This window comes from Ornithinimicrobium panacihumi (genome assembly GCF_052073805.1).
GTDB classification, from domain to species: domain Bacteria; phylum Actinomycetota; class Actinomycetes; order Actinomycetales; family Dermatophilaceae; genus Ornithinicoccus; species Ornithinicoccus panacihumi.
In genome coordinates this window covers 116,670-129,621 of the sequence record NZ_JBQGWG010000003.1, presented here as the reverse complement: position 1 = coordinate 129,621, position 12,952 = coordinate 116,670, and the positions used below count along the sequence as shown (strand labels likewise).

Below are 12,952 nucleotides of genomic sequence, written 5' to 3'. Positions count from 1 at the left end.
TGGGGATGTCCAGCTGGCGGATCTCGTGGCCCGGGGTGCTCATCGGCGGGGTGCTCGGGTGCCTCATCACCGTGCTCTCGGTCCTGTTCGTCCTGCCCTACTTCCAGGACTGGTATCTCTTCCTCGACCCCATCGTGGCCAACGGTGTTGTCGGACTGATGCTGTCGCTGCTGCGCGGCTCCGCCGGGATCTTCGTCGGCCGTGCCATCCGGGCACGCCACGACGTCGACTCCTCGGTCGACTTCGTGCCCACCGCCATCGCTGCCGGCGCGCTGGCGTGGCTGCTCTGGGCCGTGCTGCTCGGCGCACTCGGGGACTGGACGATGTTCACCACGACCCGCGGCTGGCTGGAACTGCCCCGATGGATGATCGAGCTGTCGCTGGGCGCACTCGTCGTCGGCACCCAGGAGCCGGAGCGCCTCGACTGGCGGTTCCGCCAGGTCCGCACGCAGCAGCAGCGATGATCGCCGCCCTGCTGGCGATCGCGGGTGCGGTCGTCGGATACCTCCTGCGGGTCGCTCTCCTCTCGCACGGCTACCGTCGCGAGGACGAGCAGCACCTGCCCCGGCGTGGTCGTCGCTGGCTGCCGGTCGCGCTCGCGCTGACTTGGGGCCTGGCCGGCTTCGCCTGGTGGCCGGAGGAGCCGCTCTACCTGGTGCTCGTGCTGGTGCTGTCGGTGCCCTTGGTGGTGCTGGCCGCGATCGACCTCGACGTCCAGCGGCTGCCCGACCGGTGGACCCTGCCGACCCTTGCCGCCACGACGGCGGCTGTCGTCCCGGTAGGTCTGTGGTCGGACCGGTTCGCCCCGCTCACCGAGATCCTGGCGTGCGGGATGGGGGCCCTGCTGGTGTACACCCTGATGGTCTTCGTGCCCGGCAGCGGGATGGGAGGCGGCGACGTGAAGCTGGCGCCGACACTGGGGCTGCTCACCGGGACCCTCACCTGGCCGCTGGCGCTGCTGGCCGGCCTGATCACCTTCGGGGTTGCCGGCGTGGTCGGTCTGGGGCTGATGGTGGCGGGGCGGCCCCGGGGGACCCTCATGGCGTTCGGTCCCTACATGATCATCGGGGCGCTGGCCACCGTCGTCCTCGTCCCCGCCCTGGCCAAGCTCTGACCAGCGTCAGGCAGGGTCGTCAGGCAGGGTGATCAGGCAGGGGCGGTGAAGACCCGCGCCTGCCACCCGAAGACCCGTGCCGCCTCGACGTTGCCGGGGCGGTCGTCGGTGAAGTGCACCTCCGCGGTCCCGACCGTGCGCCCGAGGCGACGCTGGATCTCGGCGTGCGCGACCGCATACGCCTCCGGAGCGGGCTTGGCCCACCCCAGGACGTGAGAGTTGAGCACGTGCGGGACGAAGCGTCCCAGGCCGATGCTCTCGAGCTCTTCGGGGACGCGGTCGGTGCCGTTGGTGAAGACGAAGACGGGGGTGCCCCGGGCGACGAGCTCGTCCATGACGTCCGTGGTGGCGGTGATCGGCGTGCCGCGGTCGAGGGCCCAGTCGCGCATCAGCGCCTCGACGAGCAGCTCGTCGTGACCGAGCCCGCCCAGGTGCCGGCGGAAGGCGGTGAGCCACTCCTCGTAGGTCGCCTTCCCCACGACCATCGCCGTGGCCTCCGGCAGCGAGAACGCCAGGTCCAGCAGGCCCTCGGCGGGCAGGCCGAGGGATCGCTCGTGCAGGTCCTGCCAGGCGGTCTCGTTGAAGCGGCGGACCACGCCGTCCAGGTCGAGCACCGCCACCCGTGCGCGTCGCAGGAACGCAGCCACCCGCCAGGTGCCGGCGCGGCCGCCGCGTCCACCGCCTCCGCGCGGGATGATCGGCTTGGCCGCCACGATCGCGCTGCGGGGGACGACCACGCGGCGCCCGTGGCTGGTGAGCGTCACCGCGGAGTGGTCCATCGAGACCAGCTCGCCCAGCACGTCGGTCGCCCGCGCGCCGCCCTCGATGAGGTGGCGCACGACGACGCGGCTGCCGGCGGGGACGCCGACGAGGCGAGCGCTGGGGTCAGGGGAGTCGGTCATGGCGGGGGTGACGATACCGCCTCGAGGTGAATCTTCGGCTATCTAGCGTCCGGTCGAGATGGCTGGATATCCCGTCAGAGGACCTGGGGCTCCTGGCCGCCCTCGGACGTCATCGCCTTGCCCTCGCGGCCCCAGGACTGCATGCCGCCCTCGACGTTGACGACGTCGAAGCCCTGCTGGAGCAGCCACTGCACGGCGCGGCCGGAGCGGCCACCGCTGCGGCAGATGATCGGCAGCGACTCGTCGGTGCTGGGGATCTCGTCCAGGCGCGCGGGGATGTCGCCGAGTGGGATGTGGACGGCGCCCGGCGCGTGGCCGGCGGCGAACTCGTCGTGCTCACGGACGTCGACGACGACGGCGTCCTCGGGGATCTCGGACACGGTGATCGTGGGGACTTCACTCATGCCCTCCATCCTCCCACCGCGGCCGCGGCCCTGCGATCCAGAGCCGGTCCAGAGCTGCCTCAGAGCCGATCCATCCCTGATCCATCACTGATCCAGCTCCGGCGCAGAGCCGACCCGGCCACCATCTCGAGCGAGATATCCGGCTCTCTAGCGCGGACGCTAGAGCGCCGCATACCCCGGCATCGAGCAGAATGGTCGGGTGCCGAAACGACCCGAGGTGCCCGAGTCGATGATCGACCGGCTCGTCGCCGTCGCCGCCGAGCTGCCGCAGGCCTACGCCGAGCGCGCGTGGGTCGGGACGCGCTGGCGCGTGGGCAAGGCGACCTTCGCGCACGTCTTCGGCGGCGAGGACGGCCTCTTCCGGATCACCCTGCGCGGCGACCCGGAGGAGGTGGCCGCCTTCGAGCACCTGGGTATGCCGTACTTCCGGGCCGGGTGGGGTGGCAACGTGATCGGCCTGGTCCTGGACGACCGGACCGACTGGGACGAGGTGGTCGAGCTGTTCACGATCTCCTACTGCATCCAGGCACCGGCGAAGCTGGCCCGTGAGGTGGAGGAGCGGCTCGGGTCTGGCGACTGATCGCTCTCTCTGCGCGCCTATCCCGAAAAGCCTAGAGAGCCGCATACAGTCCCAGCGTGGATCCGATCCGTAACCCCTACGCCCCCGGCGCCGGCCAGCGCCCGCCCGAGCTCGCCGGTCGTGACGAGCAGCTCGACCGCTTCGGCGTCGTGCTCGAACGCATCCAGCGCGGACGGCCCGAGCGTTCGATGGTGCTGACCGGGCTGCGTGGCGTCGGCAAGACCGTGCTGCTCAATGCGCTGCGCGGCGTCGCCGTGCGCTCGCGGTGGGGGACCGGGAAGTATGAGGCTCGCCCCGACCAGGGCATGCGTCGCCCGATGGCCGCCGCGCTGCACGTCGCGGTGCGCGAGCTGGGCCACCCTCAGAGCAGCGAGGTCGACCACGTGCTCGGCGTGATCAAGGCCTTCGCCCAGAAGGAGCAGCCGGGCGCCAAGCTGCGCGACCGGTGGAATCCCGGCATCGACGTGCCCGCGCTGACCGGTCGCGCCGACTCCGGCGACATCGAGATCGACCTGGTCGAGCTGTTCACCGACGTCGGCGGGCTCGCCGCGGACCTGGGCAAGGGTGTGGCGATCTTCATCGACGAGATGCAGGACCTGCAGCCCGACGACGTCTCGGCGATCTGCGCGGCGTGCCACGAGCTGTCGCAGTCGGGGCTGCCGCTGATCGTCGTCGGCGCCGGTCTGCCGCACCTGCCGGCGGTGCTGTCGGCGAGCAAGTCCTACTCCGAGCGGCTCTTCCGCTTCAACCGCATCGACCGGCTCTCGCGGGAGGAGGCGGCGCGGGCGCTGCAGTCGCCGGCGGAGGACGAGGACGCCGCCTGGGCGGAGGATGCGCTGGAGGCGATGTATGCGGCGACCGGCGGCTATCCCTACTTCATCCAGGCCTACGGCAAGGAGGTCTGGGACCTCGCGCCGGCGACACCCATCACCGCTGAGGACGTGCGCGTCGCCTCGCCCGAGGCCGAGGCCGAGCTGGCCGTGGGGTTCTTCGGGTCCCGCTACGAGCGCGCGACGCCGGGGGAGCGGGAGTATCTCCGCGCCATGGCCGACGTCGCCGCCGCCTCCGTCGAGGCGGGCGAGGAGATCGACGAGGTCGGCTCGGTCGCGACGGCCGACCTGGCCACCCACCTGGGCCGCAAGCCGCAGTCGCTCTCGCCGGCGCGGGACGCCCTGCTGAAGAAGGGGCTGATCTACTCCGGCGAGCGGGGCCGTATCGCCTTCACCGTCCCGCACTTCGGGCGGTACCTCCGCTCCCAGGCCTGACCGTCCGCGCTGGTGTCAACGGCGAGCCATTTTGAGAACTGCTCGGGAGTACAAGACGGCGTGAGACAGATCGCCACTCCAGCGGCGGATCTTGAGACGTCAGCTGCGGAGTTTGAGACGGCTCGTCCGGTCACATCCCCATCTGTCGGTTGATTGCGGTCGCTCCGATCTCGATCGCAAGGTCCCGGCCGGCGTTGCCGAGGGTGGTGCGTCGGGGTGCGTGAAACCCAGTCGTGCGGACCACGGAAGTGGACATCATGGGAGTTGTGACTCCAACCGCCGACGGTGACGAATCGTCCGAGCTCGCACCTGGACCCGAGATCGTCAAGCGACTCCTGCGTCGACAGGCGCCCCACTTGGCCCATCTGGCGGTTCGTGAGATCTCGACGTCCGGCAGCAGCAACTGGGTCTTCCGCCTCGGTGATGAACTTGCCGTTCGCCTGCCTCGGACCGACGGCTACGTCCCTGACCTTCTCAATGAGGTGCGCTGGCTACCCCACATCGCGGACAAGCTGCCTGCTCCGGTGCCGAGAGTCGTGGCTGTCGGCGACCCCTCTGAGTTCCCGCACCCCTGGACCATTGTTTCGTGGGTCGCTGGTGATCTGCCTGGCACACTTGACGCCGCACAGCAGGCTCGGCTCGCCGTGACCCTCGGAGGTTTCCTGCGCACCTTGCATGCGATCGACACCGACGGAGCCTCGGCCGGTTCGGCGGACTGGGGCTACCGGTGCGGCGAACCGGTGACGGACACGATCGACGGGTGGGCCGACCGCGCTGCTGCAGAGCTTGCCGACCTCTTCGATGAGCGGGCTGTTCGCGAGGCGTGGCGGCTCCTGCGTGACGTCCCGCCCGCGACGGAGCCGCCCTGCCTCGTCCACTGCGACGTGTCCGCGGAGAACGTCTTGGTTCGCTCCGACGGGAGTCTGGCCGGGGTGATCGACTTCGGGGGCATGGGAGTGGGTGACCGCTCCATCGACTTCCTCTATGCCTGGAGCATGCTGGATGCACCACCGCGCGAGCAGTTCCGAAAGGTTGCGGATGTGGATGAGGAAACGTGGATCCGCGCGCGAACCTGGTCCTTCGTCGGCCCGGGTCTGCTCACGCTGGCCAACTATCCGGGGCTCAATGCCGGTGAGGACCGAGCGACTCTCGACTTTGGTGGAAGCCGTCGCAGCAGAAGTGGGGGTCCAACTCCGTTGAGCAGGCGCGGCGCCGACTGTCAGGGCAACAGGTCCCAGAACTGCCTGCGAGCCGGCATGGCGTGAATCACCATCTCGTTGCCGCTGCGGAAGATCAGGACCACGGTCTCCAAGAGGCGTGCTTGGGTGTCGAAGCCGAGCCGGAGTTCCCGGTGCGGCCACTCCTCCTCTTCCAGGGGCTCGATCCACAGCGGCAGGTCGGCTGCCTGAGTCGCGTCTTCGGCCACCACGCCGTGTTTGAGCGCGCTGGAGTGGACTTTCACGCGGCGTGGCCGGCCAGCGCCCGACGGATCGCCTCTGACCTGGACACGTTCTCCCGTGCCGCGTAGGCATCCAAGGCGGCGATCTCCTCAGCCGTGAGGCGCACAGCAATGACCTGCATCGGCTCAGCCCCCCGGCCAGGACGGCCGCGACCCCGTCGCTTCAACTGCTCGACGTCGTAGCCCGCCTCGGCCTCATCGGCCCACTGCTGGATCTGCTCCTCCGTCACACCATCTTCCATCGTCATGCTTTTATCGTATGACGAAACCCTGTCTCGCGATAGGCGTCCGATGCGCGCATGGCTGGATCGTCGTGGCTGCCAAAATGCCGCCGTCTCAAGTTCCTCAGCGGAACCCGTCTCAGAATCGGTGTGAGACGGGAGTCCTGTCTAACAATCCATCACCGTTGACAGTGTCAGCGAAGGATTTGGGACTGCCGCCGCGCGGCTGATAGATCGTGGCCTCGGTGCGGCGTCCTCCGGCATGCGCACGACGCGGCAATGTCGGACGAACGTAGCCGTCCTCCACGCGGCAGTCCAGGATGTTGAGGCCGCCCCAGCGGAGGAGCGCTTGGATGCTTACGAATTTGTCGGTGGTGCTGTGGTCGCGTGCCCTCTAGATTGGGCATACCTTCCGAGCCATGAGGTGATTTTGTGACGGTCCGATGCACGTCGGCTGCTGCCGGCAGGCTGCCCATCAATCGTAGAAGGACCCTTATGTAAGGACTCTCATCGTGGCCATTCCACGACGCTTCACCATCGCCGAGTCGAGCCACCGCATCCTCGACCCGTTCACGCCCGCCAAGGTCGCCGACCTCGGCAACGCCCTGGGCCTCCGGCCGGACATGAGCATGCTCGACCTGGCCTGCGGCAAGGGCGAGACCCTGTGTCAGTGGGCCCGAGCCCACGAGATCACGGGCACCGGGGTGGACATCAACCCGCCCTTCGTCGCGGCGGCCGTCGCGCGGGCAGCACAGCTCGGCGTCGCCCACCAGGTCACCTTTATCGAGGCCGACGCGACGGGATACGTCAGCGACGAGCCCGTCGATGTGGTGTCCTGCATGGGTGCCACCTGGATTGGCGGCGGCCCGATCGGCACCCTGGAACTGCTCGCACGCTCGCTCAAACCGGGAGGCATCGCCCTCATCGGCGACTGCTACTGGCGGGAGGTCCCCACCATCCCGGAAGCCATCAGGGGCAGCTTCGCGCAGTCTGTCGAGGACTTTCCGACGCTGTGGGGACTCATCGAGGCTGTCCAGCACGCGGGTTGGGACCTGGTCGAGATGGTCCATGCGGACGAGCACTCCTGGGATCGCTACGTCGCAGCCCAGTGGTTCAACATCCGCCGATTCATCGACGCCCACCCTGAGGACGAGATGGTGCCCGAGCTGAGGGCCGAACTCGATACCGCGGCGGGACAGTACGTCCGCTACCAGCGCCGCTACCTCGGCTGGGGCGCGTTCGCATTCATGAAGCGGTAACACGACCGGGGCTGAGCGGGGCCCAGTTTCGACCGGGCCCCGCTCAGTCATTCCAACCAGCTCGCCCATCGGCGAAGTTGCGATGTCTCGCCCCTCCATGCGGGCAGCCTCGGCTCCCGCGTCTCGGCGGATTCCTTCTGTCACGACCGTGCTCGTCCCGGGAGGCCGTGGCCCCGCCCTCGGGGCGGAAGGCCCCGTCGGCTGGCGACTGTCTGCGGACGCTCTGTCGCATATTCCGCAGGGGAGCCCGTCGCAGAATCAGCCCATGGAGTGCGCCAAGTCTCAAAGTCGGTCCCGGCTGACAGCTGGAGCACACACCGTCCCACCCGACGTCACGGCCATTCCACCCCCGGCCTTCCGCCGGCTCCGGACACCCGCCCCTCGCGCCCTACGGGTTTGCTCGCTGACAGCGAGCAAACCCGTAGGGGCCCACTGGCCCCTCCCGCAGCGCTCCCGAGACGGCCCCGGCACAACCGGCGCGGCGCCATCCGCCCGACCCGAGCACCGGATCAGGTGAGGTGAACGAATCAGTCTCGACACGACATACACCAGTCGTGACCCTGATCGACCAGCACCCGACGACATCGCCGGCGCCGACCATCACCCCTATCGCCCCGACGCGTGAGGTCGCTCCGCAACCCGCCGCGGCCCCCGGGCCCCGCGCGCCGGACGCCTCCTGGGCCTCGGCATCGCGCGGGGCATCGCCGTCCTCGGCATGGCGGCTGCGCGACGGTCTCGCGCTGGCCGACACCGACTGGCGGGACGCGCTGATGCTCACCCGGGGCACGCCCTTCGACCTCAGCGGCCAGGATTGGCAGGACGTCCTCGACGACGAGCTCGGGTCCGCGCCGCAGGACTGATCCTCACCGGTCGAGGCCGGCCAGTCGCTGGTGCAGGTGCTCGAGCTCGGTCTCGTTGCGGCACAACCGGATCGCCTCACGGTATGCGGCTCTCGCCGCCTCCTCCTGCCCGTCCCGCAGGAGCAGCTCGGCACGGACCGCGGGGAGGCGGTGGCTGCCCGGCAGGTCGAGGCCCTCGAGCGCGGCCAGCCCCGCCCCCGGGCCGGACGCCTCGGCGACCGCGACGGCCCGGGCCAGCTGCGCCGCGGGTGAGGGGGAGAGGCGCAGGAGCTGGTCGTAGAGCCCCACGACCCGGTCCCACCTCGTCTCCCGCGCCGTCGCGGGCAGGGCATGCTCGGCCGCGATCTGCGCCTGGAGCAGGTAGACCGCGGCCGGCAGCGACATCTCACGCGCGCCCGCCAGCGACCGCAGCAGCTCCCCCGCCTCCTCGATCTCGTCCTTGCGCCACAGCGACCGGTCCTGGTCGGCCAGCAGCACGAGCTCGCCGGAGCCTCCGACCCGCGCGTCCCGCCGCGAGTGCTGGAGCAGCATGAGCGCCAGCAGCGCGGTGAGGACAGGCTCGCCCGGCCGCAGCGCCAGCACGATCCGCACCAACCGGATCGCCTCCCCGGCCAGGTCCGCGCGCAGCAGGTCGGGGCCGCTGCCCGGCGCATAGCCGGCGGTGAAGGCCAGGTATGCGGTGCGCGCCACCGTGTCGAGCCGGTCGGGGAGCACGTCCGCGCCGGGCACCGCGAACGGGATGCCCGCGCCCACGATCTTCTTCTTGGCCCGCGTGATCCGCGCGGCCATCGTCGTCTCGCTGACCAGGAAGAGCCGGGCCACGTCGTGCGTGCTGACCCCCAGGACCAGACGCAGCGCCAGGGCGCTGGCCGACTCCGGGGGCAGCGCCGGGTGGGTGCACATGAGCACCAGGCGCAGGACTTCGTCCTCGATGAGCCCGCCCGGGTCGGCCATGGCCGCGGCTCCTTCGTGGGTGCGCTCGGCCTCGGCGACCAGCAGCGGTTCTCGGCGCTGGTGCATCGCCTCCGAACGCAAGCGGTCCAGGACGCGCCGGCTCGCGGTCGTGTGCAGCCAGGCGGCAGGGTTGTCCGGCACGCCCTTGTCCGGCCAGGTGCGGGCGGCAGTCTCGACGGCGTCACCGAGCGCGTCCTCGACCAGGTCCAGCCGGCGGTAGCGCGCGAGGAGCAGGGCGACCAGGCGTCCCCACTCCTCGCGCACGACGCGCCCCAGGGCTTTGCCCGGGTCGAGGCTCCCCTCGACCGGCCCGTCGGTCAGGGAGGGCATGCGGTCAGGACACGGCCACGATGGGCCGGATCTCGAGGGTGTAGCCCTTCGGTAGCAGCTGCACCGCTGCGATGGCGGTGTCGAGGTCGGGCAGCTCGACCTCGTAGAAGCCCCCGATCATCTCCGCGGTCTCGGCGAAGGGGCCGTCGGTGACCACCACCTGGCCGTCGACGTGACGCACGGTGGTCGCCGTGTCGGTGTCGGCCAGCGCGCCGGAGGCGATCTCACGGCCGTGCTCCCCGACGTAGGCGGAGAAGGCCGCGTGCTGCTCGAAGAAGGCGGCCTGCTCCTCTGCGGAGAAGGACTCCCAGGCCTGCGGCGAGGCCGGGTAGGCGATGAGGATGAGATAGCGCCGCATGCCGCTCACTCCTCCCCGACGGGGCTGAGCTGGATGTCGTAGGGCGGCAGGAGCTCGACCAGCTCCAGCAGGGTCTCCAGATCCGGCGTCTCGACGAGATAGAAGCCGCCCAGCTGCTCGACAGCTTCCGCGTAGGGCCCGTCGGTGACCAGCCGTTCGCCACCTCGGACGCGCACGACCGTCGGGGTGCCGTCGAGGGCCTCACCCGCCAGGATCTGGACGCCTTCGCGCTCGCGGCAGGCCTGGCCGAAGTCGTCGTGGCGCTGCATGTGCCCGGTCTGCTCCTCCTCGGAGAGCTCCTCCCACGGCGGCATCTCGCCCATGGACAGCAGCAGGACCACGTGCTTCATGACGCCTCTCCCGTAGATGCGGCACGGTCCTCAGGGGTGACCACGCGACGGATCTCGACGCCGTCACCGAGCGACGCGATGATCCGGCAGCAGTCGGTCAGGTCGTCCAGGTCGTCGGTCCGGACGAGATAGAAGCCGAGCACGTGCTCGACCGTCTCGGCGAAAGGCCCGTCGGTGACCGTCTCGCCACCGGGCCGGACAGTCCGTGCCTCCATGGTCGGGTGCAGCTCGGCGCCCCCGGTGACCTGGTGTCCCCGCCGGGTGACCTCCTCCCCGAATCGCGTGTACTCCGAGTAGCCATCGATACGCTCCTGCCGGCTCATCGTGGACCACCAGCGGTTGCTGTCACCCACGATGACCACCATGTACTCCGTCATGATCTGGATCCTCTCCTCTGCGGGCCGCGGGCGCGACCTCACCACCATGACGAACGAAGCACCGCAGATTCGACAACCCCCACCCCGACCGGCGACACGGTCTGCTCCCTACGGGTTTGCTCGCCCACAGCGAGCAAACCCGTAGGGAGCTACGAAGCCCAGGCCGGGGGCGCCACCCAGGCCGTGCCGAGCGCGGCGCTCAGCCCGCGTCGAGGGGAGCGCTCAGACTGTGGCGAGGGGAGCGCTCAGGCCGACCAGGCAGGGTCGCGCCCGTTCAGCGCGAGGAGCTTGTCCTGCGCAGGGGCGTCCTCGGCGACGGGATGGAGGCGCGAGGAATACCCCCCAGGGGTATGGCGTTGACGCTTGGGTCAGAGCATTCCGACACCGAGGAGTGAGCAATGGCCCACGACGGCCACCACGACGTCGAGCACGACCACCACCACGGACATGCGGAAGGCCATGAGGACCATGACGGAAGTCACGGCGGGCACGGAAGTCACGGCGGGCACGGTGGCCATGAGGGTCACGTCGCGATCTTCCGCCGCCTCTTCTGGATCATGCTCGCACTGGCGGTGCCGACCGTCCTGACCAGCGGCATGTTCGCCGGCCTTCTGGGCTACGAGCTGCCCGACGTGCCCGGCATCAGATGGGTCGCGCCGGTCCTCGGCACGATCATGTTCGTCTGGGGTGGGCGCCCCTTCCTCACCGGCGCGGTCGATGAGCTGAGGTCGCGTCGCCCCGGGATGATGCTGCTGATCGGTATGGCGATCACCGTCGCCTTCGTCTCCTCCCTCGCCTCTAGCCTTGGCCTGCTGCCGCACGACCTGGAGTTCTGGTGGGAGCTGGCGCTGCTGATCGTGATCATGCTGCTGGGGCACTGGATCGAGATGCGTTCCCTGGCGCAGACGTCCTCGGCGCTCGACTCCCTGGCGGCCCTGCTGCCCGACGAGACCGAGAAGGTCGAGGGGAGCCGCACCGTCACCGTGTCGCCCGCCGACCTGCAGGTCGATGACGTCGTCGTGGTCCGCCCCGGGGCCCGCGTCCCCGCCGACGGCGAGATCGTCGACGGTGAGGCGGCGCTGGACGAGTCGATGATCACCGGCGAGTCGACGACCGTGCGGCGCGGGGTGGGCGACCAGGTCGTCGCAGGCACGGTCGCGACCGACTCCGCCCTGCGCGTGCGGATCACCGCGGTCGGCGAGGACACCGCGCTCGCCGGCATCCAGCGGCTCGTCTCCGACGCACAGAGCTCGTCCTCCCGCGCCCAGCGCCTGGCGGACAAGGCGGCGCGGTGGCTGTTCTGGTTCGCCCTCGGTGCGGCCGTGATCGCCGCCGTCGTGTGGCTGATGATCGACACGCCCCAGACCGCGCTGGTCAGGGTCATCACCGTCCTGGTCATCGCCTGCCCCCACGCGCTGGGCCTGGCGATCCCGCTGGTGGTGTCCATCACGACCGAGCGGGCGGCCAAGGGCGGGGTGCTCATCAAGGACCGCCTGGCCCTGGAGCGCACCCGCCTGGTCGACACGGTCCTTTTCGACAAGACCGGCACCCTGACCGAGGGCGCCCCGGCCGTCGGCGAGATCCTGCCCGTCGAGGGCGTCTCCGAGGACGAGCTGCTCGCGCTCGCGGCCGCCGTCGAGTCCGACAGCGAGCACCCGCTCGCCCGCGCCATCGTGACCGCCGCGCAGCAGCGTGGCCTCGACCTGCCCGGCGTCAGCGCCTTCTCCGCCGCTCCCGCGGTCGGTGTCACCGGCACCGTCGACGGGATGACGGTGCGGGTGGGTGGGCCCTACCTGCTCGAGGAGGAAGGCCTCCAACCCCTCGAGGGCAGCTCAGACTGGGGTGGCGAGGGCTCGACGGTGCTGCACGTGGTCCGCGACGGGTCCGTGATCGGCGCCCTGGCCGTGGCCGACAAGGTGCGCGAGGAGTCGCGCGAGGCGGTCGAGACGCTGCGTTCGCTCGGGATCTCGGTCGTGATGATCACCGGTGACGCCGAGCCCGTGGCCAAGGCGGTCGCTCAAGACCTTGGCATCGACGAGGTGTTCGCCGGAGTCCGGCCCGAGCACAAGGCAGACAAGGTCAAGGAGCTCCAGGACCAGGGTCGGGTGGTTGCCATGGTCGGCGACGGCGTCAACGACGCTCCCGCGCTGGCGCAGGCCGACGTCGGCATCGCGATCGGTGCCGGCACCGACGTGGCCATCGGCTCGGCCGGCGTGGTTCTGGCCAGCGACGACCCGCGCTCGGTGCTCTCCGTGATCCAGCTGTCCCGGGCGGCCTATCGCAAGATGAAGCAGAACCTGTGGTGGGCGGCCGGCTACAACCTCGTGGCGGTCCCGCTCGCGGCGGGCGTGCTGGCCCCGATCGGGTTCGTCATGCCGATGGCGATCGGTGCGCTGCTGATGTCGGCCTCGACCGTGGTCGTCGCCCTCAACGCCCAGCTCCTGCGCCGCCTCGACCTCTCTCCCGAGGCCAGCGCGGCCGCACTGCGGGAGTCGGCAGGCTGAGCCGGAAGCCGGAAG

General features: G+C 70.3%; 16 protein-coding genes. 8 read left to right on the top strand and 8 right to left on the bottom strand.

Annotated features, from left to right (window positions below; all coding sequences use genetic code 11):
• Window positions 1-5 precede the first annotated feature (5 nt).
• Both ACTMMA_RS04450 and ACTMMA_RS04445 read left to right on the top strand, forming a co-directional pair.
• The gene (locus ACTMMA_RS04450) at window positions 6-464 is read left to right on the top strand and encodes a hypothetical protein (RefSeq protein ID WP_441188891.1); all 459 of its coding nucleotides are present in this window, start codon (window positions 6-8) and stop codon (window positions 462-464) included.
• Window positions 461-1,114, top strand: a complete 654-nt coding sequence (locus tag ACTMMA_RS04445; protein ID WP_441188890.1) for a prepilin peptidase — start codon at window positions 461-463, stop codon at window positions 1,112-1,114. Before ACTMMA_RS04450 ends, ACTMMA_RS04445 begins: the two co-directional genes overlap by 4 nt.
• A 32-nt stretch (window positions 1,115-1,146) precedes the next feature.
• On the opposite strand, the gene ACTMMA_RS04440 is transcribed toward ACTMMA_RS04445, so the two are convergent.
• Together ACTMMA_RS04440 and ACTMMA_RS04435 are read right to left on the bottom strand one after the other, a co-directional pair.
• Complete coding sequence (locus ACTMMA_RS04440) at window positions 1,147-2,016, bottom strand: HAD family hydrolase (protein WP_441188889.1); 870 nt, start codon at window positions 2,014-2,016, stop codon at window positions 1,147-1,149.
• Window positions 2,017-2,090: 74 nt separating this feature from the next.
• Window positions 2,091-2,420 (bottom strand): rhodanese-like domain-containing protein, encoded by a 330-nt coding sequence (locus ACTMMA_RS04435; protein ID WP_441188888.1) that lies wholly within the window; start codon window positions 2,418-2,420, stop codon window positions 2,091-2,093.
• A 199-nt stretch (window positions 2,421-2,619) separates the two neighbouring features.
• On the opposite strand from ACTMMA_RS04435, the gene ACTMMA_RS04430 reads away from it, so the two are divergent.
• From ACTMMA_RS04430 to ACTMMA_RS04420, 3 genes are all read left to right on the top strand, one after another.
• Window positions 2,620-3,000, top strand: coding sequence for an MmcQ/YjbR family DNA-binding protein (locus ACTMMA_RS04430; protein WP_441188887.1), 381 nt, complete (start codon window positions 2,620-2,622; stop codon window positions 2,998-3,000).
• 56 nt (window positions 3,001-3,056) lie between these two features.
• Entirely contained in the window at window positions 3,057-4,265 is a 1,209-nt protein-coding gene (locus ACTMMA_RS04425) for an ATP-binding protein (protein ID WP_441188886.1), read from the top strand.
• Between the two features lie 356 nt (window positions 4,266-4,621).
• A complete protein-coding gene (locus ACTMMA_RS04420) occupies window positions 4,622-5,530 on the top strand; it encodes an aminoglycoside phosphotransferase family protein (protein WP_441188885.1) in 909 nt (302 codons plus the stop codon).
• Here the strand turns inward: ACTMMA_RS04420 and ACTMMA_RS04415 are convergent.
• Together ACTMMA_RS04415 and ACTMMA_RS04410 are read right to left on the bottom strand one after the other, a co-directional pair.
• Window positions 5,485-5,727, bottom strand: coding sequence for a toxin (locus ACTMMA_RS04415; protein ID WP_441188884.1), 243 nt, complete (start codon window positions 5,725-5,727; stop codon window positions 5,485-5,487). The two genes, ACTMMA_RS04420 and ACTMMA_RS04415, sit on opposite strands and share 46 nt — an antisense overlap.
• Complete coding sequence (locus ACTMMA_RS04410) at window positions 5,724-5,972, bottom strand: DUF6290 family protein (RefSeq protein WP_441188883.1); 249 nt, start codon at window positions 5,970-5,972, stop codon at window positions 5,724-5,726. Before ACTMMA_RS04410 ends, ACTMMA_RS04415 begins: the two co-directional genes overlap by 4 nt.
• Window positions 5,973-6,457: 485 nt before the next feature.
• Between ACTMMA_RS04410 and ACTMMA_RS04405 the strand changes: the two genes are divergently transcribed.
• Both ACTMMA_RS04405 and ACTMMA_RS04400 read left to right on the top strand, forming a co-directional pair.
• Window positions 6,458-7,204: an SAM-dependent methyltransferase gene (locus ACTMMA_RS04405; RefSeq protein WP_441188882.1), complete on the top strand. Its 747-nt coding sequence runs from the start codon at window positions 6,458-6,460 to the stop codon at window positions 7,202-7,204.
• Window positions 7,205-7,758: 554 nt separating this feature from the next.
• Window positions 7,759-8,064 (top strand): hypothetical protein, encoded by a 306-nt coding sequence (locus tag ACTMMA_RS04400; RefSeq protein WP_441188881.1) that lies wholly within the window; start codon window positions 7,759-7,761, stop codon window positions 8,062-8,064.
• A 3-nt stretch (window positions 8,065-8,067) separates the two neighbouring features.
• On the opposite strand, the gene ACTMMA_RS04395 is transcribed toward ACTMMA_RS04400, so the two are convergent.
• From ACTMMA_RS04395 to ACTMMA_RS04380, 4 genes are read right to left on the bottom strand one after another with little or no spacing between them, the layout of a single operon-like run.
• On the bottom strand, window positions 8,068-9,348 hold the full coding sequence (locus ACTMMA_RS04395) for an RNA polymerase sigma factor (RefSeq protein WP_441188880.1): 1,281 nt from the start codon (window positions 9,346-9,348) through the stop codon (window positions 8,068-8,070).
• Window positions 9,349-9,352: 4 nt separating this feature from the next.
• Window positions 9,353-9,706 carry a YciI family protein gene (locus ACTMMA_RS04390; RefSeq protein ID WP_441188879.1) on the bottom strand — a complete coding sequence of 118 codons (354 nt, stop codon included), beginning with the start codon at window positions 9,704-9,706 and terminating at the stop codon, window positions 9,353-9,355.
• 5 nt (window positions 9,707-9,711) lie between these two features.
• Window positions 9,712-10,056, bottom strand: a complete 345-nt coding sequence (locus tag ACTMMA_RS04385; protein WP_441188878.1) for a YciI family protein — start codon at window positions 10,054-10,056, stop codon at window positions 9,712-9,714.
• Window positions 10,053-10,433 (bottom strand): YciI family protein, encoded by a 381-nt coding sequence (locus ACTMMA_RS04380; RefSeq protein ID WP_441188877.1) that lies wholly within the window; start codon window positions 10,431-10,433, stop codon window positions 10,053-10,055. Before ACTMMA_RS04380 ends, ACTMMA_RS04385 begins: the two co-directional genes overlap by 4 nt.
• 398 nt (window positions 10,434-10,831) lie before the next feature.
• Between ACTMMA_RS04380 and ACTMMA_RS04375 the strand changes: the two genes are divergently transcribed.
• Complete coding sequence (locus ACTMMA_RS04375; RefSeq protein WP_441188876.1) at window positions 10,832-12,937, top strand: copper-translocating P-type ATPase; 2,106 nt, start codon at window positions 10,832-10,834, stop codon at window positions 12,935-12,937.
• Window positions 12,938-12,952: the final 15 nt, after the last annotated feature.

Bases quoted from the DNA above. Each gene is read 5' to 3' on its own strand.
- ACTMMA_RS04450 (WP_441188891.1), top strand. From the start codon at position 6: ATGTCCAGCTGGCGGATCTCGTGGCCCGGGGTGCTCATCGGCGGGGTG.
- ACTMMA_RS04375 (WP_441188876.1), top strand. From the start codon at position 10,832: ATGGCCCACGACGGCCACCACGACGTCGAGCACGACCACCACCACGGA.
- ACTMMA_RS04395 (WP_441188880.1), bottom strand. From the start codon at position 9,348: ATGCCCTCCCTGACCGACGGGCCGGTCGAGGGGAGCCTCGACCCGGGC.
- ACTMMA_RS04410 (WP_441188883.1), bottom strand. From the start codon at position 5,972: ATGACGATGGAAGATGGTGTGACGGAGGAGCAGATCCAGCAGTGGGCC.
- ACTMMA_RS04380 (WP_441188877.1), bottom strand. From the start codon at position 10,433: ATGACGGAGTACATGGTGGTCATCGTGGGTGACAGCAACCGCTGGTGG.
- ACTMMA_RS04390 (WP_441188879.1), bottom strand. From the start codon at position 9,706: ATGCGGCGCTATCTCATCCTCATCGCCTACCCGGCCTCGCCGCAGGCC.
- ACTMMA_RS04445 (WP_441188890.1), top strand. From the start codon at position 461: ATGATCGCCGCCCTGCTGGCGATCGCGGGTGCGGTCGTCGGATACCTC.
- ACTMMA_RS04440 (WP_441188889.1), bottom strand. From the start codon at position 2,016: ATGACCGACTCCCCTGACCCCAGCGCTCGCCTCGTCGGCGTCCCCGCC.
- ACTMMA_RS04435 (WP_441188888.1), bottom strand. From the start codon at position 2,420: ATGAGTGAAGTCCCCACGATCACCGTGTCCGAGATCCCCGAGGACGCC.
- ACTMMA_RS04385 (WP_441188878.1), bottom strand. From the start codon at position 10,056: ATGAAGCACGTGGTCCTGCTGCTGTCCATGGGCGAGATGCCGCCGTGG.